The sequence below is a fragment of the Nonomuraea angiospora genome (assembly GCF_014873145.1).
GTDB lineage: Bacteria > Actinomycetota > Actinomycetes > Streptosporangiales > Streptosporangiaceae > Nonomuraea > Nonomuraea angiospora.
The window spans coordinates 13,056,867-13,072,963 of sequence record NZ_JADBEK010000001.1 but is presented as its reverse complement, the minus strand read 5'-3'; the positions used below and the strand labels follow the sequence as shown (position 1 = coordinate 13,072,963).

Below are 16,097 nucleotides of genomic sequence, written 5' to 3'. Positions count from 1 at the left end.
AAGACAGCACAGCGACCTGGTCGCAGGTCCGACGAAGGAGGACCTGTGACGACGCTGGACATCGCGGGTCTGAAGATGTCGATCGGCGGCAAGGAGATCCTGCGCGGCGTCGATCTCGCGCTGGAGCCCGGCCGCGTACACGGGCTGGCCGGGGAGAGCGGCTCGGGCAAGACGATGACGGGGCTGGCCGTGCTCGGGCTGCTGCCGCACGGCGCCCGCGTGTCGGGCGCGATCCGGCTCGGCGAGCGCGACCTGCTCACCCTGCCGCCCAAGGAGCTCAACCGGGTGCGCGGCGGCGAGGTCGCCATGGTGTTCCAGGACCCGGCGACCAGCCTGCACCCGATGCTGACCATCGGCAGGCAGCTCACCGAGCACATGCGCCACCACCTGCGGCTGGACAAGCGCGAGGCGCGGGCCCGGGCGGTGGAGCTGCTGGGCAAGGTGCGCATCCCGGGCGCCGAGGAGGCGTACGGGCGCTACCCGCACCAGTTCTCCGGCGGGATGCGCCAGCGCATCGCCATCGCCATCGCGCTGGCCTGCTCCCCCAAGGTGCTGATCGCCGACGAGCCGACCACCGCGCTCGACGTGACCGTGCAGGCCGGCGTGCTGCGGCTGCTGCGCGGGCTCTGCGACGAGCTGGGGCTGGCGGTGCTGCTGGTCACCCACGACCTGGGGGTGATGTCGGCGGTGGCGGACGAGGTGAGCGTGATGAAGGACGGCCTCGTCGTGGAGTCGGGGCCGCGCGGACAGGTGCTGCGGGAGCCCGAGCACGCCTACACGCGTTCCCTGCTGGAGTCCCTACCCGACGCGGAGGCGCAATGACTCTGTTGGCCATCGACGACCTGGTCGTCGAGCACCGCACCCCCGGGCGTCCCGCCGTGCGGGCCGTGGCGGGGGCCAGCCTGACGGTCAACCCCGGCGAGGTCGTCGGGCTGGTCGGCGAGTCCGGGTGCGGCAAGTCGACGCTGGCCCGCGCCGTCTGCGGGCTGAACCCGATCACCGCGGGCTCGATCGCGTTCGACGGGCAGCCGGTCACGCCGCTCGGCCTGCGGCGCAGGAAGCTGACCGGGATCCAGATGGTCTTCCAGGACCCGTACGCCTCACTCAACCCCAGGCGGCGGGTCGGCGACCAGATCACCGACGGGCTGCGCACCTCGGGCGACACCACCACCTCGCCCGCCGACCTGCTGGAACGCGTCGGCCTGCCGCGGGACTTCGCCGGCAGGCACCCGCACGAGTTCTCGGGCGGGCAGCGGCAGCGCATCGCCATCGCCAGGGCGCTGGCGGCCCGGCCGCGGCTGCTGATCGGCGACGAGCCCATCTCGGCGCTGGACGCCTCGGCGCAGTCGCAGGTGGCCAGGCTGATGCGGGACCTGGCGGTGGACTCGGGCGCGGGGCTGCTGTTCATCAGCCACGACCTGTCCGTGGTGCGGCTGATCGCCGACCGGATCGCCGTCATGTACCTCGGCAAGATCGTCGAGGTGGGCGACACGGCCGAGGTGTGGGCCGATCCGCGGCACCCGTACACGAAGGCGCTGCTCCAGGCCATCCCCAAGCCGGACGGGATGGGGGTGCTGCCCGCCGAGCTGGCCGGTGACGTGCCGGACCCGGCGAACCCGCCGGGAGGCTGCCGGTTCAACCCGCGCTGCCCGTCCGTGATGGACGTGTGCCGCGTGAAGGAGCCGGACTTCGGGCCGGTCGCCTGCTGGCTGCACGAGCCGAAGTGACGCCCGTCCCCGACGCCGCCCCTGCCCCGCGGGCGGCCGCGGCGCGGCTGGCGGCGGTGCGGGCGGCCATGGGCGAGGCCGGGGTGGACGCCCTCGTGCTGCGGCCCTCGCCGGACGCCCGCTTCCTCGGGAGCTTTCTCGGGGGTGGTCAGGGCAGGTTCCTGGTGGTCACGCAGGACGTGGTGGCCGAGACCGGCGATCCGGCCGGGGCGGTGCCCGCGGGGGCGCGCCGGGTCGGGGTGGATCCGGAGATGCGGGTGCGGGAGCTGTTCGGGCTGGCGATCGAGGCGGAGCTCGTGCCCGCCTCCTCGGTGCTGTGGCCGCTGCGGCTGCGCAAGGAGCCGTACGAGGTCGAGGCCGTCGGGCGCGCGGTGGCCGCGGCGGAGGGGGTGCTGGGGCAGGCGCTGGAGCTGGCCTGGTTCGGGGCGACCGAGCGGGCGATGGCCTACCGGCTGCGGGTGCTGCTGGCCGAGTCGGGGTGCGAGGAGCTGCTGTCGCTGCGGGTGGCGGCCGGGGAGCACACGGCGTTCCCCGCGCACGTGCCAGGGGAGCGCGTGATCAACCCCGGGGACGCGCTGGGCGTGTCGGTGTGCGGGCGGTGGGGCGGCTACTGCGCCGAGGTGTCCAGGGTGTTCGCCGTGGCCGAGCCGCCGGACGACTTCGAGGCGATGTACTCGGTGGTGCTGGCCGCCCACCGGGCCGGGCTCGCGGCCGTGCGGCCCGGCGTGCCGGTGGACGAGGTGGCCAGGGCCGTGGGCGAGGTGATCGACGGCAGCGGGTACGGGCGCTTCGCGGCGGCGCACGTGGGCCGGGGCGTCGGACTGGGGCACGACGAGGGGCCGTGGCCGGGCGAGGACGCCGTGTTCGAGCCGGGGATGGTCTTCTGCCTGGAGCCCGCCATCTACGTGCCCGACCTGTTCGGGGCCCGGGTCGCGGACGTGGTGGTGTGCGCGGACGACGGGCCGGTGCCGCTGGGCGCGTACCCGCACGCCCTCCACGTGTTCGACCGCTGAGGCGGCCTGGCGGCCTCTCCCGTGCCGTGACGGTGTGTGATGATCCACCGCGAAGGGTAGTCCAGAATCATGCTGCGCATCGGCACCTGGAGGTCCGCCGGGTCGCTCGACGTGGTGGTCTGCGGCTGGCACGACGGCGGCCCCGGGCCCCTCGAAACGGGCATCAAGCTCATCTACGGGGTGGGCGGCCCGATGCCCGACTTTCCCGGACTGCGGGTGGGCGCCCTCGCGGCGACGTGCGCGGAGGAGATCGCCGAGGCCCTGTCCCAGGGGATCGACGTGGTGGCGACCGCGCCGGGCTGCTCCCCCGCCGCACCCGTCGTAGGGGCGGGCATGTGGCACTACGGCTGGACCGGGAACGATCCGGGCGCGCTGGCCGGGGCGACCGTCGCGGGGCTCGTCATGGCCGCGCAGCCGGGGCCCTGCTCGGTGCAGATCTGCCGCGACGGCCGCAGCTCGCTCGACGGTGACGTACGGGCGGAGGCCGCGCGCGCCTGCCTGGCCGGGACCGTCCCCCTGGAGTCGGTACGCCTCAGCCAGGAGGCCCCCAGCAGGCTCCTCATCACGCCCTGTTAGCCGCTTCCACCAAAGCCCGGCCCCGGCTTGGTGAACCCGGACGAATCGCGGCCGCCCCGCCATCGAATACCGTCGCCTGGGAACGTCCGAGACGAGGAGCGGCAGGTTGGTCGAGGTCAGGGAGCTCCATGAGATGGCGGAGTTCGAGCAGGTGGGGGCGGTGTTCGACGACATCTGGCACTTCGGGACCAGCGCCCCGCCCATCACGATCGAGCTGATGCGGGCCCTGGCGCACGCGGGCGGCTACGTGGCGGGCGCTTTCGAGCGCGGCCGCCTGGTCGGCGGCTCGGTCGGGTTCCTGGCCGTCGGCAACGCCCTGCACTCCCACGTCACGGGGACGGCGGCCGGGCGCGGCATCGGGTTCGCGCTCAAGCTGCACCAGCGCCGGTGGGCCCTGGAGCGCGGGCTGGAGCGGATCACCTGGACGTACGATCCGCTGATGCGCCGCAACGCCCACTTCAACCTGGCCAAGCTGGGCGCCCGGCCCAGCGAGTACCTGCCCTGCTTCTACGGGGTCATGGACGACGCGATCAACCGGGGCGACGAGTCCGACCGGCTCCTGACCGTCTGGCCGCTGTCCGACCCGCGCGTGGAGGCGTTGGCGCGGCGGGAGCCGCACGTGGGGGCGTCGGCGCGGCGGGAGCCGCGCGGGCCGGACGGCGTCCCGCCGGACGGCCTGCCGCCGGGCACCGTGGTCGCGCTCGCCGACGTGGGCGGGCGGCCGGTGGCCGGTCCGGTGGACGCCGGAACGGTGCTGGTGGCCGTGCCCGCGGACATCGCGGGGTTGCGCGACGCCGACCCGGGAACGGCCAAGGCGTGGCGGCACGCCGTACGCGACGTGCTGGGCGGCCTGATGGCCGAGGGCCGCGCGGTCACGGGGTTCTGCGGGAAGTCCTACTACGTAGTGGAGAGACTGTGAAGATCACTGGAGTCGAGCTGCGGCGGATCGCGATGCCGCTGGTGGCGCCGTTCCGCACGTCGTTCGGCACGGAGACGGCCCGCGACGTCCTGCTGGTCAGGGTGGTGACGCCGGACGCCGAGGGGTGGGGCGAGTGCGTGGCCATGGGCGAGCCGCTCTACTCCTCCGAGTACACCGACGGCGCGGCCGAGGTGATCCGGCGCTTCCTGCTGCCCGCGCTGCCGAAGACGCTGGACGTGCACGACGTCGGCCGCGCGCTGGAGCCCGTCAAGGGCCACCGGATGGCGAAGGCCGCGCTGGAGACGGCGGTGCTGGACGCGCAGCTCAGGACGGCGGGCGAGTCGTTCGCCCGCTTCCTCGGCGCCTCCCGCACGCGGGTGCCGTGCGGGGTGTCGGTCGGCATCATGGACTCGATCCCGCAGCTGCTCGACGCCGTGGGCGGCTACCTCGACGAGGGGTACGTCCGCATCAAGCTCAAGATCGAGCCCGGCTGGGACCTGGAGCCGGTCCGGGCCGTGCGCGAGCGGTTCGGCGACGACCTGCTCCTCCAGGTCGACGCGAACGCCGCCTACTCGCTGAGCGACGCCCGCCGCCTGGCCCGGCTCGACGCGTTCGACCTGCTGCTGATCGAGCAGCCGCTGGCCAACGACGACCTCGTGCAGCACGCCCGGCTGGCCAAGCAGCTCAGGACGCCGATCTGCCTGGACGAGTCGATCGAGTCGGCCGAGCACGCGGCCGCCGCCATCGCGCTCGGCTCCTGCTCGATCGTCAACATCAAGCCCGGCCGGATCGGCGGCTACCTGGAGGCCCGGCGCATCCACGACCTGTGCCGGGCGAACGGGATCGCGGTGTGGTGCGGCGGCATGCTGGAGACCGGCCTCGGCCGGGCGGCGAACGTGGCCCTGGCCGCCCTGCCGGGCTTCACGCTGCCGGGCGACACCTCGGGCTCGCGGCGCTACTACTCCACCGACATCACCCGGCCGTTCGAGCTGTCCGACGGCCACCTGGAGGTGCCCGCGGGGCCGGGCCTGGGCGTGGACCCGATCCCGGAGGTGCTCGACGCGGTGACCACGAGCACGGAGTGGATCACGCTCTGACCCTGGGCCCGGTGGGCAAGGCGGGCCGGGCGCCGGACCGCGGGCTCAGACCTTGAAGTAGTGTCCCGCGTTCAGGTCGGCGATGAGCCCCGGCCGGCCGGGACGCCAGTCCAGCAGCTTCTGGGTCAGGGCGGAGGAGGCCGGCATGTCCAGCGTGACGAAGGGGGTCAGCCAGCCGAAGTGCTCGCCCGCCTCCCCCGCGGTGATCGAGGTCACCGGCACGCCGAGCCCGTGCCCGATGACGGCGGCGACGTCGCGTACCGGCACGCCCTCCTCGGCGACGGCGTGCAGCCGCGCGCCCCCGGGAGCCTCCTCCAGGGCCAGCCGGTACACGCGGGCGGCGTCCAGCCGGTGCACGCTCGGCCAGCGGTGGCCGCCGTCGCCCACGTACGCGGCGACGCCCTTCGCCCGGGCGATGCCGATCGCGGCCGCGACGAACCCCGGGTCGCCCTCCCCGTGCACCAGCGGCAGCCGCACCAGCGAGACCCGCACCCCGCGCTCCACGAACGACAGCGCCACCTGCTCGGCGGCCCCCCGGGGCGAATGCGTCCCCGGCTCGTCCTCCTCGGTGCCGACGCGGCCGGGCGGGAGCAGGCCGGTGCCCGAGGTGACCACGAACGGCCGGTCGGACCCCGCCAGCGCCTCGCCGAGCGCCGCGATGGCCCGCCGGTCGGTCTGGTTGGCGGCCTCGAAGTTCGCGAAGTCGTGCACGAAGGCCAGGTGGATGACGCCGTCCGCGGCGGCGGCCCCGTCGCGCAGGCCGGCGAGGTCGTCGAGCGAGCCGGGGTGGGGCTCTGCTCCCGCGGCCCTCAGCGCGGCGGCGGCCTCGTCCGTACGGGCCAGGCCGGTCACCCGGTGCCCGGCCCCGATGAGCTCACGAACGACGGCGGAACCCACGAAACCCGTGGCGCCGGTGACGAAAACACGCATGATGATCTCCTTCTTCAGCGGTGTTCCCATCGTCGGAGCCGGTGCCGTACGGCGTCCAAAGCCTGTTCCTCATCGGGCGATACGTTTCAGGCATCACCGCAGTAGGCTGCGGGATATGCCCGACTCGCCCGATCTCGATCTGCGGCTCGTGCGCTACTTCACGGCCGTCGCCGAGCACCGGCACTTCGGCCGCGCCGCCGAGGCCCTGCACATCACCCAGCCGTCGCTGAGCCGGCAGATCCGCGGCCTCGAACGGCAACTGGGCGCCCGCCTGCTCGACCGCACCCCGCAGGGCACGCGGCTCACCGAGGCGGGCGAGGTCTTCCTGCCCCGCGCGAAGACGCTGCTGCGCTCGGCCGCCCAGGCGGCGGCGCAGACCCGCGCCGCCGCCCGGCCCAGCCGGATCACGATCGGGTACACGGCGGGCCTCATCGTGACGCCGGCCGTGCGCGAGCTGCGCCGGCTGCACCCGGACGCCGACGTGCGCACCTCGCACGTGGCCTGGAACGAGCCGCGCCCCGCCCTGCTCGACTACCGGGTTGACGCGGTGGTGACCCGGCTGCCGTTCGCGACTGACGGGCTCGACGTGACGATCCTGTACGACGAGCCGCGCATGCTGCTGCTCCCGCGCGACCACCGCCTGGCGGGCAGGGCGTCCGTGACGCTGGACGACATCGCCGACGAGCCGCTGCCCCGGCTGGCCGACCCGGACCCGGCCTGGGAGGCGTACTGGCGCATCGATCCCAGGCCCGGCGGCCGCCCGGCCCCCGACGGCCCGCTCATCGCCAGCATCGAGGACAAGTTCGAGCTGGTCGCCGCCGGGGAGGCGGTGGCCATCGCGGCCGGCCCGATCTTCGTCAACCTCCGCCCGGACCTCGTCTCGATCCCCCTGGAGGGGGTCGAGCCGAGTCACGTCATGCTGGCGACCCGGGCCGGCGACCGCAACCGCCTGGTGCCGGCGTTCCGCAAGTCCGCCAGGGCGCTGCTCACCGGCTCGCAGGAAGCCCTGAGACCGTCGGAGGCGGAAGGCGGCTGACGTACGTCACGCCGGGTTCGGAGTCAGACGGGCTCGCCCAGCTGCTCGGCCAGCCGCTCCAGGCCGCCCTTGATGAGCTGCCCGTACTCGTCGTCGCCCAGCGCGCCGATCCCGGCCCGCGCCTGCTGGAGGTGCTCACGGGCGCGATCGAGGTCGCCCAGCTTGCGATAGCACTCGCTCAGGTTCAGGTGCAGCGATGGGTACAGGCCCGCCACCGGAAGCGCCACCCCTGCCTGCGCCACCTGCTCATCGGTGACCCGATCGGCGGCGGCGAGCGCCCGCAGATCCCACATCAGCTCCTCGTGCACGTCGTCCTGTACGTCGGCCATCGAGTGGGCGAGGACGCAGACGTGCAGCGGATCGCCCTGCTCGCCGCCGATGTCATCCCAGATCTGCGCGAACAGGTCGCGAGCGGCTTCGGGCTGACCTTGGTGGTGATTCAACTCCACTCCCTGGCCGATCCGGGTCATCGTTGGGTCGGCGGTCATGGGCGGCTCCTTCGTCTTCGCGGGCAACCGCGGTCAGCCTACTCGCCTGACGCCGCTTGATGACCTTGAAGCTGCACAGCGCCGCAGGGTGAGATGATCTCCGCGGACGGGCGGCGAACCTCGGACTCGCGCCCCGCACCTGCTCCTGAAGGATCACCCCCCACTCCGGAGGCAGCACATGCCACAGCCAGATCCCCATCGGCCCCTGATCGGGCGCAGAGCCTTCGGCCTCGGAGTCGCCGCGGCCTCGTTGACCGTCGCACTCGGTCCCGCCCTACCCGCGGACGCGACGACGCCCCGGCGGACGGCGGCACCGTCCGGCGACACGACCTTCGACGAGACGACGCTGTGGGACAACACCGTGGATCCGCTGGAGAGCTACCACGTCCACGGGCTGGCCGTGCTGCCGGACGGCACCGTCCTGGTCGTCACGGAAGGCCGCCACGAGGTCTGCGATGCGGGCCCCCGAGACCTGCTCATGCGCCGTAGCCCCGACGGCGGCAACACCTGGGAGCCGACCCGGACGCTGGTCGCCTCGGCCGGAGGCCAGTCGTGGGGGAACCCGGCCTTCGTGGTCGACCGGCTCACCGGCGGCATCTTCCTGTTCTACATGCTCTCCACCCGGCTGCCGGAGAACACCGGCTGCTCCGGCGACAAGGGCGACCTCTTCATGATCTCCAGCGAGGACGGCGGTCGCACCTGGAGCGCGCCGCGCGGGATGTCGGGCCTGTTCGACCGGTTCCCCTACGCCTGGACGCTGCACGGCCCCGGCCCCGGACACGGCATCCAGCTCGACAACGGCCGGCTGCTGCTCAACTGCGCGCACCGCCGCGAGGTCACCGGCAACACCGTCCCCGAACGCCGCTACGGCGTGGCGTCGATCTACAGCGACGACCACGGCCAGACCTGGCAGGCCACCGGGGAGGTGCCCGTCTCCACCGCCTATCCCATCAACGAGGCCAGGCTGATCCAGCGGTCCGACGGCACGGTGCTGATCAACGGCCGGGCCGCGGCGGGCGGCAACCGGCAGCGGATCGTGTCGGTCAGCGCCGATCGCGGGCTCACCTGGTCGCCGCCGCGGCTCGACGGGGCCACCGGCACGTTCAACGCCGTGGACGCCAGCCTGCTGCGCTACACGGGCGGGCCGGGCACGTCCGAGGTGAGCCGGGTGCTGTTCAGCCGGCCCGACTCCCCCGTCCGCACCAACCTGACCGTGTCGATCAGCTACGACGACGCGCGCTCCTTCCGCTACAGCAAGGTGATCAACGAGGGTCCCTCGTACTACTCCGAGCTCGGCCGCCTCCCCGACGGCCGGATCCTGCTCCTCTACGGCCGCGACGGCGACGACCCGAGCTTCCCCCGCCGCGTGGTCATGAGCCGGTTCTCGCTCGAATGGCTGAGCGGCGGCCGGGACAGCCTGTCCGGCGGCCCCGGCCACACCGAACGACTCATCGACCTCACCACCGGCGCCGCCACGTCCGGCGGCACCATGTCCGCCGTCCAGGACCCCGTGGCCCGGGGCGGGAAACGGGTGGTGTTCACCACGTCCCAGACCGGCACGTACTTCGAATACACCGTGAACGTCCCGGCAGCGGGAACCTACGAGCTGCTGCTGCGCTACTTCCGCAGCGCCGACGGAGGTCTGGTCACCGTCTCGGCCGACGGCGTCAAACCCCGGGCCGCGCTGGTGGACACCACCGCCGACCGGGCTGACGGCTACGACGTCGCGCAACTCGGCAGCCTCGATCTGACGGCCGGCTCGCACAAGATCCGGTTCACCGCTTCCGGGGTGGGCCGCGGCGGCGGCAGGCTGGTCTCTCTGGACACGCTGAGCCTGATCGACGCGCCCTCCCAGCCCGACGTACGGGAAGAGGCGGTGGTCGACAACGACGAACTCGGCTACGAAATCATCAGCGGCACCTGGACGGCCGGCACGGGCGTGCCCGGCTACCGGGGCGGCGACTACCAGTACGCCCCCGCCGGCACGGGCGGACGCGTCGTCCGGTGGCGGCCGGTGGTCCCGCTCACCGGCGACTACGAGGTACAGGTCTCCTACACCGCGCACGCCAACCGCGCCAGCAACGCGCCCTTCAGGGTCCGTCACGCCAGTGGGACAACGCTCGTGCGCGTCGACCAGCGCAGGAGCGGAGCGACGGAGCCGCGCGGCGGTTCCTGGGTCTCGCTCGGCACGTACCGCATCAGCGAGGGGGTGGGCAGGGTCGAGCTGAGCGACGACGCGAACGGCGTGGTCATCGCCGACGCCGTCCGGCTGCTCCGCGCACCCGGATAAGGAAGTGGCGCCCGCTGCCGACCTTGATCGGCGCCGACAGGACGACTAGCCTGATCGCCTGCTGCCGGAAGGCCGGGGCCATGGAGCTGGGGACTGACTGACTGACGATGAGCGCGGAAGAGGATTTCAAGCAGGTCGGCGCCGAGCTGGCCGACCTGGGCGTACAGATCTCCAGGATGATGGGGCGTCCCGCGCTCAAAGATCAGGCGGGGAAGGTGTTCGCGAGCCTGCAGCGCGACGGCGCGATGGTGTTCCGGCTGGTCAGGGACACCCCCGAACACACAGCCGCGCTCCAGCTGGCCGGGGCGTCCCTGTTCGACCCCTCGGGGCGGGGCAGGGTGGTCAAGGACTGGGTGGTCGTGCCCCACTCCTCGGCCGAGACGTGGACGGATCTGGCCGAGGCCGCCCTCAGCCGCCCACGCTGATCAGCAGGCCACGCCGACGTCGCCCGGGTCGAGGTAGACGACGTCGGCGTCCTTTTCCATGCCCTCTGCGGCTTGCCGACGCGACGGCCGGCCGGCGAGACCCCAGCGCCGACGGCGGCCTTCACCGGCGTCGCGGGCCGGCCAGGGGCTGCCGTCGTCCGCGATTCGCAAGGTCTGAGCGACATTTATCGCAGGCCATTCTTCCGGAAGCTGGGCGAGAAATATCCGGTGCCGCCCCGATGGCTTTTTCGCGGTCGGCGAGGCAAGCCCGGCTGATGTCGCAGGACGTTAGAGTGCCGCTCTTCCATTTTTCTTCCGCTCTTCTTCCGTCCCAGGTGAGCAGCGTTATTACCGCCCGGGAAGCCGCTTTCCTCCGCCGATTCAATGGAGCGGATCGCTATCGTGAGCGGCTTCAGAATTAGCCGTCACACTCGAAGACCGAGCGAATCTGCTATACCTCTCAGGGCCGCGCGAAATGCGTGTGGCATTAACGATCGCGACAATCACCGCATCGTCGAGAAGCCCAACGTTCCGGAAAGAGGTCCGCATGTCCATGTACGAGCCGCAGGCACCCGCCCACTTCCAAGACGGGCGCGCCGCCGAGGCCCCGCAGAGGCCGGCGAACTTAACCCGAGCGGCGTACACGGCCATCGCCGCCGCGACGCTCAACGTGATCAGCTCCATCGGGATCATCGTCTCCGGCACACAGGCGATCAAGGAACAGATCGCCGCGAACGCGGACATGGGCTCTGGCCCCATCAGCCCCGACGACGTCGACATCCAGAGCGACCGGTTCGAGGGGCTCCAGATGATCTACTCCGGGCTCGCCTACAACACGATCTTCTGGTCGCTCGTGCTCATCCTGCTCGCCTGGCTGGCGCTGCGCGGCGGCGGCGCCGTCCGGGTCTTCGCCACCATCATCGTGATCTTCTCCGTGCTGTTCAAGGTGGTGGGCCTGTTCATCACCCTGCCCACCCTCACGCTGGTCGCCGACGTGCTCGTGGCCGTACTGGGGCTGGCCGCGGCCGTCTTCTTCTTCGGCTCCGGCGGCAAGGCCGCCCGCCAGGGAAGGTGACCCGCTCCGCCTGATGGCAGGACCGCTGCCGGAGCCGGGGCCTCGGCTCCGGCAGCTCGCCGGCCGGGCCGGCCAGGTGGTGCGCACCTCCACCTCGTCGGTGAACGACCAGGCGCTGCCGGCCGGCTCGACGGTGATCCGGACGTAGCGGGCGGTGGTGTTCAGCCCGAGGAGGCGGTACGCGCGGGCCTGGTCGGCGTCCCCGGCCGCGGGGGCGGCCACGGAGCCGGCCGCCGTGTACGACGATCCGTCGGCCGACACCTCGTAGGTCACCTTCTTCGGCAGGAAGATGCAGACGCTCCTGGTCCGCAGCCAGTCGCTGCGCAGCTCCTTGACGGTCTTCTGCGCGCCGAGGTCCACGGTGATCGAATAGCCGGCGCCGGTGTTGCGGCCCTGCCAGGCGGCGTCGCCGTACGACGCCGTGCCGTACGCGCCGTCGATCAGCTCGCCACCGCTGTCGGGATAGGACGGGGAGGCGGCCTGCGACACCGTGTACGGCCGGCCCGCCGCGAGGTTGACCGGGTTGCCCGGCGCGGCCGGGGTCGTGGCGGAGGCCGGGCCGCTCGCGGCCGACTGGTTGCCGGCCGCGTCGAAGGCCCGCAGCGTGTAGGTGCAGGCCGTGGACGGGTCGAGCCCCGCGTCTGTGAAGGTGGTGGCCGTGCCGTACAACGTCTTGACCAGCGTGCCCTGTCGGCCCGGAGCCGAGTGGCGGGCCGGGCGGCGGTGATCGCGTTCTTGGTGGCCGCGAACCAGGCGGCGAGCCGGCTCGCGGTGGCGTGTCCCGCGCCGACGCCGTCCTGCGGGGCGATCACGTCGATCGGGCTCGTGGCCAGGATCGTGGTCCACATGCTCTGCCACTGCGCGGTGGTGAGCCCGCCGGCGGTGTTGAGGAACGGGGAGATCACGACGGGCTTGCCGGGGCTGAGGGCGTGCAGGTGGTCGGCGGCGGAGAGGGCGGCCCCACCACGTCGGTCGTCGTGGACTGGCCGTAGAGCGCGGACGGGTAGACGGCAGTCCGGGCCTGGCTGTCGGCCGTCCACTGCAGGACGAGCTGGTCCATGCAGGCCCGTTCGAGGTATCCGAGCTCCTGGTCCCAGGCGGCCGGGGTCCAGGTGTCGCCGAGGCCGGGCTGCAGGAACGACCCGGCGAAACGCGGAGTGGCGGCGCACGTGGCCGCACCGGCGGGGCCCGCGACGGCCGGCAGGCCCCATGACGAGGGACAAGACGGCTAGAACGCGGCGCATGACGATCCGTTCTCGAGATGGGACAGGGCTTCCAGGCCCGCGCCGACCAGCCCCGCGTCCGCGCCGAGCGCGGCCGGGAGTATCGGTGCGGCGGACGGGCCCGGCAGGGTCTCGGCGCGGTAGGCGGCCTCCATCGGCCGGAGCAGCGCCGGGCCGAGCATCGAGACCCCGCCCGCGATGACGATCGCGTCGGGGTCGATCAGGTTGGCGGCGCCGGCCAAGACGCGGCCCAGGAGCGTCGCCGCGTCGGTGATCACGCGGGAGCCGAGCCGGCCGATCTCGGCGAGCGGGAGCGCCCGACCGGTCTGCTCCCGGTAGGCGCGTTCGATCGCGGGTCCTGACGCGTGCGCCTCGACGTGGTCGAGCGCCCCGCACGAGCAGCGCGCGCCCGCCGTCGTCGGCGCGGGGAGGTGGCCGATGCTGCCCGCGGTCCCCGAGACCCCCGTCCGGACCCGGCCCTCGACGCACACCGCGCCGCCGATGCCCGTTCCGATGGCGACGACCAGCGCCGTACGGGCGTCGCGGGCGGCCCCGGCCCGCGCCTCGGCGGCTCCGGCGGCGTGGCAGTCGTTCAGGACGACCGTGGGGAGCGCGAGCGTGCGCTCGGCCGCGCCCTTGACGTCGGTGCCCGCCCAGCCGGTGAGCAGGTCGGTCGCCGAGGCGATGCGCCCCCGCGGATCGACGGTGCCGGCGGTGCCGATCCCGCAGACCGCGGCCCGCCCCACCAGCGGCCGGGCGAGCTCGAAGACGGTCTCGAGGATCTCCGGACCGGCGGGGGTGGCCATCCTGCGGTGCTCGGCGAGTGTGCCGTCCGCTGCCACGAGCCCGGCCGCGATCTTGGTCCCGCCGATGTCCACGGCCAGCGCGAGCGGCACCCCGCCGTCGGGGCGCGTCATCGCGAGGCCGCGGCGGCCAGGCGCCGCGTGATGGAGATGGGATCGGTGATCGCGCCGCCGACCACGACGGCCCACGCGCCTGCCGCGAACGCCTGCCGTACCTGGTGCTCGGTGCGGTAGCGGCCCTCGGCGATCACCCGCACCCCGCGCGAGGCGAGCGCGCCGACCAGGTGCAGGTCGGGGTCGTGCGGCGTGGGCAGCTGGCGGGCGGTGTAGCCGGACAGCGTGGTGCCGACGACGTCCGCGCCCGCCTCCCAGGCGTCCAGGCCCTCGTCGAGGGTCGAGACGTCCCCCATGACGGGCAGGCCCAGCGCGTGGATCTCCTCGATCAGCTTCGGCCCCGGCCCGGGTGTCTCCGGCGTGAGGTCCACGGCGATCATGTCCGCGCCGGCCTCGGCGAGCCCGGCCGCCAGCTCCAGCGTCGGCGTGATCACGTACCGGTGGCCGTGCCTGACCTTGTGCAGGCCGATCACCGGCGAGGTCGTACGGCGGCGCACCGCCGCGACGTCCTCGGCGGAGTTGACCCGCAGCCCGGCGGCCCCGCCGAGCACGGCGCACTCGGCCAGCCGGGCGATCACCTCGGGATCGCGTAACGGATGCCCGGCCGGAGCCTGGCAGGAGACGACCAGCCCGCCGCGCAGCTCGTTCATTTGAGCGCCCCCGTGGAGACGCCGCCCACGAAGTAGCGCTGACCGGCGATGAAGATCAGCAGGGCGGGGATCGTGAACATGACGCAGGCGGCCATCAGCGGCCCCCAGGCGACGTCGTGCTCGGCGAAGAAGGCGTACAGACCGATGGACAAGGTGTACTTCTCGCTGTCGTTGAGGTAGATGAGCGGGTTGAGGAAGTCCGGCTCGATCGCCTCGCCCTCCGGCCCGGACCAGAGGCAGGAGAACGTGATCGTCGTCCTGCCACCGGATTCGGCGGCGTCGCCGGAGCAGGCCGCCAGCGCGGCAACGAGCACTAAGGGCATGCCCACTTTGGCGATCTCCATCTCTCGCTCCACGTAAAATGCCGTATTTGCTGTGATCGGTATAGGCCAGCCGACGGGAGATGGTCAAGATATTGGAGTACACCAATTCTGGGTTAAACTCCTGGGCCATGAAGACGGAACGCCCCCCGGCCAAGTCTGAGCAACTCCGTCAGCACCTGGTGGACCTCCTGCTCGGCGGGCTGACCCCGCACGAGCGCCTGCCCACCGAGCGGAGCCTGGCCGAGGAGTTCTCGGTCAGCCGGCTCACCGTGCGCCGGGTGCTCGACCAGCTCGAGCGGGAGGGGCGCGTCTACCGGGTCCAGGGGTCCGGCACGTTCGCGAGCGAGCCGCGCATCCACAAGTCCGTCGAGCTGACCTCCTTCAGCGAGGACATGCGCTCGCGCGGCCTGCGTCCCGGGTCGCTCGAGGTCGGCTCCGAGCGGATCCCGGCGGGCGCCGACATCGGCTACGCGCTGCAGATCAGCCCGTCGTCGCAGGTCCTGCACATCCGCCGGGTCCGCACCGCCGACGACGAGCCCATGTGCCTGGAGCACTGCTACCTGCCCGGCGAGCTCGTGCCCGACGACCTGGGGCCGGAGGAGCTGCACGGCTCGCTGTACGAGGCGCTGTCGGCCCGCTACGGGCTGACCCTGCACCGGGCGGAGCAGACGATCAAGGCCACCGTGCTCGATCCGGACGACGCGCAGGCCCTCGGCGCGCCGCCGTTCTCCCCCGCCTTCCTGGTGCAACGCACCGGCTTCGACGCCCGCGGCCGGGCCGTCGAGCGCGCCGACTCGCTCTACCGGGGAGATCGCTACTCCTACCAGCTCACGATCTACCGCGACCCCCAGTAAAAAGTCCCACCGCCACGCACATCGCCCTGCTGCCCCTCGACGAGCGCCCGGTCAACACCCGCCTGCCCGCCGACGTCGCGGCCATCGCCGGCGCCCGGCTCAGACTGCCCGATGCCGGGCTGCCGCCGTCGATGCGGACCCCGGCAAGGCCGGGCCGCTCGGCGACCGGCTGCTCTACCAGGACGTCGACGCCTCGGTGGTCTGCGTGGAGACGCTGGTGCACGGCGGCCTCATCCCATCCAGGACCAGCGCCGGCGACACGCTGACCGTCCTCGACCGGCTCGGCGTGCTGCGCGAGCTGCGCCGGGCCCGGCCCGGCCTGCCCGTCGCGGCGGTCTCGCTGGTCACCAGGGCCGGCGACGGCTATCGCGGCGACGAGGAGCCGCCCTGCTGGCCGAGGTTCGGCCGCGAGCTGCACGCGTACGGCGGGCTGCTCCACCGCGCGCGCCTGGCCGTCGTCACCGGCGGCGAGCCGCCCGCCGACGAGCTCACCGGCCGGATCCCCGCCGATCAGTGAGAGGGTGGATGATCGCCGCTCGCCCCGCCAAGTGATG

At 73.0% G+C, this 16,097-nt stretch carries 20 protein-coding genes and 1 pseudogene; 13 read left to right on the top strand and 8 right to left on the bottom strand.

Annotation, left to right across the window (positions count from 1 at the left end):
* Positions 1-45: 45 nt before the first annotated feature.
* The 6 genes from H4W80_RS59850 to menC all read left to right on the top strand — a co-directional run bounded on the left by H4W80_RS59850 (position 46) and on the right by menC (position 5,332).
* On the top strand, positions 46-822 hold the full coding sequence (locus tag H4W80_RS59850; RefSeq protein WP_192793154.1) for an ABC transporter ATP-binding protein: 777 nt from the start codon (positions 46-48) through the stop codon (positions 820-822).
* Positions 819-1,727 (top strand): ABC transporter ATP-binding protein, encoded by a 909-nt coding sequence (locus tag H4W80_RS59845; protein ID WP_192793153.1) that lies wholly within the window; start codon positions 819-821, stop codon positions 1,725-1,727. Before H4W80_RS59850 ends, H4W80_RS59845 begins: the two co-directional genes overlap by 4 nt.
* Positions 1,724-2,740, top strand: coding sequence for a M24 family metallopeptidase (locus tag H4W80_RS59840; RefSeq protein ID WP_318787594.1), 1,017 nt, complete (start codon positions 1,724-1,726; stop codon positions 2,738-2,740). Before H4W80_RS59845 ends, H4W80_RS59840 begins: the two co-directional genes overlap by 4 nt.
* Before the next feature lie 69 nt (positions 2,741-2,809).
* On the top strand, positions 2,810-3,316 hold the full coding sequence (locus tag H4W80_RS59835) for an acyclic terpene utilization AtuA family protein (protein WP_192793152.1): 507 nt from the start codon (positions 2,810-2,812) through the stop codon (positions 3,314-3,316).
* A 106-nt stretch (positions 3,317-3,422) separates the two neighbouring features.
* The gene (locus tag H4W80_RS59830; protein WP_192793151.1) at positions 3,423-4,235 is read left to right on the top strand and encodes a GNAT family N-acetyltransferase; all 813 of its coding nucleotides are present in this window, start codon (positions 3,423-3,425) and stop codon (positions 4,233-4,235) included.
* The gene (gene menC, locus H4W80_RS59825) at positions 4,232-5,332 is read left to right on the top strand and encodes an o-succinylbenzoate synthase (protein WP_192793150.1); all 1,101 of its coding nucleotides are present in this window, start codon (positions 4,232-4,234) and stop codon (positions 5,330-5,332) included. The genes H4W80_RS59830 and menC overlap by 4 nt, the downstream gene beginning before the upstream one ends.
* Before the next feature lie 45 nt (positions 5,333-5,377).
* On the opposite strand, the gene H4W80_RS59820 is transcribed toward menC, so the two are convergent.
* Positions 5,378-6,262 (bottom strand): SDR family oxidoreductase, encoded by an 885-nt coding sequence (locus H4W80_RS59820; protein WP_192793149.1) that lies wholly within the window; start codon positions 6,260-6,262, stop codon positions 5,378-5,380.
* A 115-nt stretch (positions 6,263-6,377) separates the two neighbouring features.
* Here H4W80_RS59820 and H4W80_RS59815 point away from each other — a divergent pair, with 115 nt between their 5' ends.
* On the top strand, positions 6,378-7,298 hold the full coding sequence (locus tag H4W80_RS59815; protein ID WP_192793148.1) for a LysR family transcriptional regulator: 921 nt from the start codon (positions 6,378-6,380) through the stop codon (positions 7,296-7,298).
* A 23-nt stretch (positions 7,299-7,321) separates the two neighbouring features.
* On the opposite strand, the gene H4W80_RS59810 is transcribed toward H4W80_RS59815, so the two are convergent.
* Positions 7,322-7,786 carry a tetratricopeptide repeat protein gene (locus H4W80_RS59810; protein WP_192793147.1) on the bottom strand — a complete coding sequence of 155 codons (465 nt, stop codon included), beginning with the start codon at positions 7,784-7,786 and terminating at the stop codon, positions 7,322-7,324.
* 250 nt (positions 7,787-8,036) lie between these two features.
* Between H4W80_RS59810 and H4W80_RS59805 the strand changes: the two genes are divergently transcribed.
* The 4 genes from H4W80_RS59805 (at position 8,037) to H4W80_RS63280 (ending at position 11,724) form a co-directional block, all read left to right on the top strand.
* Positions 8,037-10,076: a golvesin C-terminal-like domain-containing protein gene (locus tag H4W80_RS59805; protein WP_192793146.1), complete on the top strand. Its 2,040-nt coding sequence runs from the start codon at positions 8,037-8,039 to the stop codon at positions 10,074-10,076.
* Between the two features lie 107 nt (positions 10,077-10,183).
* On the top strand, positions 10,184-10,501 hold the full coding sequence (locus tag H4W80_RS59800; RefSeq protein WP_192793145.1) for a hypothetical protein: 318 nt from the start codon (positions 10,184-10,186) through the stop codon (positions 10,499-10,501).
* 547 nt (positions 10,502-11,048) lie between these two features.
* The gene (locus tag H4W80_RS62370) at positions 11,049-11,576 is read left to right on the top strand and encodes a hypothetical protein (protein ID WP_225966534.1); all 528 of its coding nucleotides are present in this window, start codon (positions 11,049-11,051) and stop codon (positions 11,574-11,576) included.
* Positions 11,577-11,589: 13 nt separating this feature from the next.
* Positions 11,590-11,724, top strand: coding sequence for a hypothetical protein (locus H4W80_RS63280; protein WP_264086239.1), 135 nt, complete (start codon positions 11,590-11,592; stop codon positions 11,722-11,724).
* A 20-nt stretch (positions 11,725-11,744) separates the two neighbouring features.
* On the opposite strand, the pseudogene H4W80_RS64900 reads toward H4W80_RS63280, so the two are convergent.
* The 6 genes and pseudogenes from H4W80_RS64900 to H4W80_RS59775 form a co-directional block, all read right to left on the bottom strand.
* Positions 11,745-12,065: pseudogene (locus tag H4W80_RS64900) on the bottom strand (hypothetical protein); the annotation flags it as partial.
* On the bottom strand, positions 12,017-12,481 hold the full coding sequence (locus tag H4W80_RS64895) for a DUF4434 domain-containing protein (RefSeq protein ID WP_378525963.1): 465 nt from the start codon (positions 12,479-12,481) through the stop codon (positions 12,017-12,019). The pseudogene H4W80_RS64900 and the gene H4W80_RS64895, both read right to left, overlap by 49 nt.
* Entirely contained in the window at positions 12,478-12,636 is a 159-nt protein-coding gene (locus tag H4W80_RS59790; RefSeq protein ID WP_192793143.1) for a hypothetical protein, read from the bottom strand. The genes H4W80_RS64895 and H4W80_RS59790 overlap by 4 nt, the downstream gene beginning before the upstream one ends.
* Before the next feature lie 168 nt (positions 12,637-12,804).
* Complete coding sequence (locus tag H4W80_RS59785) at positions 12,805-13,716, bottom strand: ROK family protein (RefSeq protein WP_192793142.1); 912 nt, start codon at positions 13,714-13,716, stop codon at positions 12,805-12,807.
* Positions 13,713-14,366, bottom strand: a complete 654-nt coding sequence (locus H4W80_RS59780; protein WP_192793141.1) for an N-acetylmannosamine-6-phosphate 2-epimerase — start codon at positions 14,364-14,366, stop codon at positions 13,713-13,715. Before H4W80_RS59780 ends, H4W80_RS59785 begins: the two co-directional genes overlap by 4 nt.
* On the bottom strand, positions 14,363-14,710 hold the full coding sequence (locus H4W80_RS59775) for a carbohydrate ABC transporter permease (RefSeq protein ID WP_192793140.1): 348 nt from the start codon (positions 14,708-14,710) through the stop codon (positions 14,363-14,365). The genes H4W80_RS59780 and H4W80_RS59775 overlap by 4 nt, the downstream gene beginning before the upstream one ends.
* Before the next feature lie 107 nt (positions 14,711-14,817).
* On the opposite strand from H4W80_RS59775, the gene H4W80_RS59770 reads away from it, so the two are divergent.
* Together H4W80_RS59770 and H4W80_RS64270 are read left to right on the top strand one after the other, a co-directional pair.
* Positions 14,818-15,543: a GntR family transcriptional regulator gene (locus H4W80_RS59770; RefSeq protein WP_192793139.1), complete on the top strand. Its 726-nt coding sequence runs from the start codon at positions 14,818-14,820 to the stop codon at positions 15,541-15,543.
* Positions 15,500-16,060: a DUF4127 family protein gene (locus tag H4W80_RS64270; RefSeq protein ID WP_318787660.1), complete on the top strand. Its 561-nt coding sequence runs from the start codon at positions 15,500-15,502 to the stop codon at positions 16,058-16,060. Before H4W80_RS59770 ends, H4W80_RS64270 begins: the two co-directional genes overlap by 44 nt.
* Positions 16,061-16,097: the final 37 nt, after the last annotated feature.

Excerpts from the sequence above, each read along its gene's own strand:
- H4W80_RS59845 (WP_192793153.1), top strand. The coding sequence starts at position 819 with ATGACTCTGTTGGCCATCGACGACCTGGTCGTCGAGCACCGCACCCCC.
- H4W80_RS59835 (WP_192793152.1), top strand. The coding sequence starts at position 2,810 with ATGCTGCGCATCGGCACCTGGAGGTCCGCCGGGTCGCTCGACGTGGTG.
- H4W80_RS59820 (WP_192793149.1), bottom strand. The coding sequence starts at position 6,262 with ATGCGTGTTTTCGTCACCGGCGCCACGGGTTTCGTGGGTTCCGCCGTC.
- H4W80_RS59815 (WP_192793148.1), top strand. The coding sequence starts at position 6,378 with ATGCCCGACTCGCCCGATCTCGATCTGCGGCTCGTGCGCTACTTCACG.
- H4W80_RS59810 (WP_192793147.1), bottom strand. The coding sequence starts at position 7,786 with ATGACCGCCGACCCAACGATGACCCGGATCGGCCAGGGAGTGGAGTTG.
- H4W80_RS59800 (WP_192793145.1), top strand. The coding sequence starts at position 10,184 with ATGAGCGCGGAAGAGGATTTCAAGCAGGTCGGCGCCGAGCTGGCCGAC.
- H4W80_RS62370 (WP_225966534.1), top strand. The coding sequence starts at position 11,049 with ATGTCCATGTACGAGCCGCAGGCACCCGCCCACTTCCAAGACGGGCGC.
- H4W80_RS63280 (WP_264086239.1), top strand. The coding sequence starts at position 11,590 with ATGGCAGGACCGCTGCCGGAGCCGGGGCCTCGGCTCCGGCAGCTCGCC.
- H4W80_RS59790 (WP_192793143.1), bottom strand. The coding sequence starts at position 12,636 with ATGGACCAGCTCGTCCTGCAGTGGACGGCCGACAGCCAGGCCCGGACT.
- H4W80_RS59785 (WP_192793142.1), bottom strand. The coding sequence starts at position 13,716 with ATGACGCGCCCCGACGGCGGGGTGCCGCTCGCGCTGGCCGTGGACATC.
- H4W80_RS59780 (WP_192793141.1), bottom strand. The coding sequence starts at position 14,366 with ATGAACGAGCTGCGCGGCGGGCTGGTCGTCTCCTGCCAGGCTCCGGCC.
- H4W80_RS59775 (WP_192793140.1), bottom strand. The coding sequence starts at position 14,710 with ATGGAGATCGCCAAAGTGGGCATGCCCTTAGTGCTCGTTGCCGCGCTG.
- H4W80_RS59770 (WP_192793139.1), top strand. The coding sequence starts at position 14,818 with ATGAAGACGGAACGCCCCCCGGCCAAGTCTGAGCAACTCCGTCAGCAC.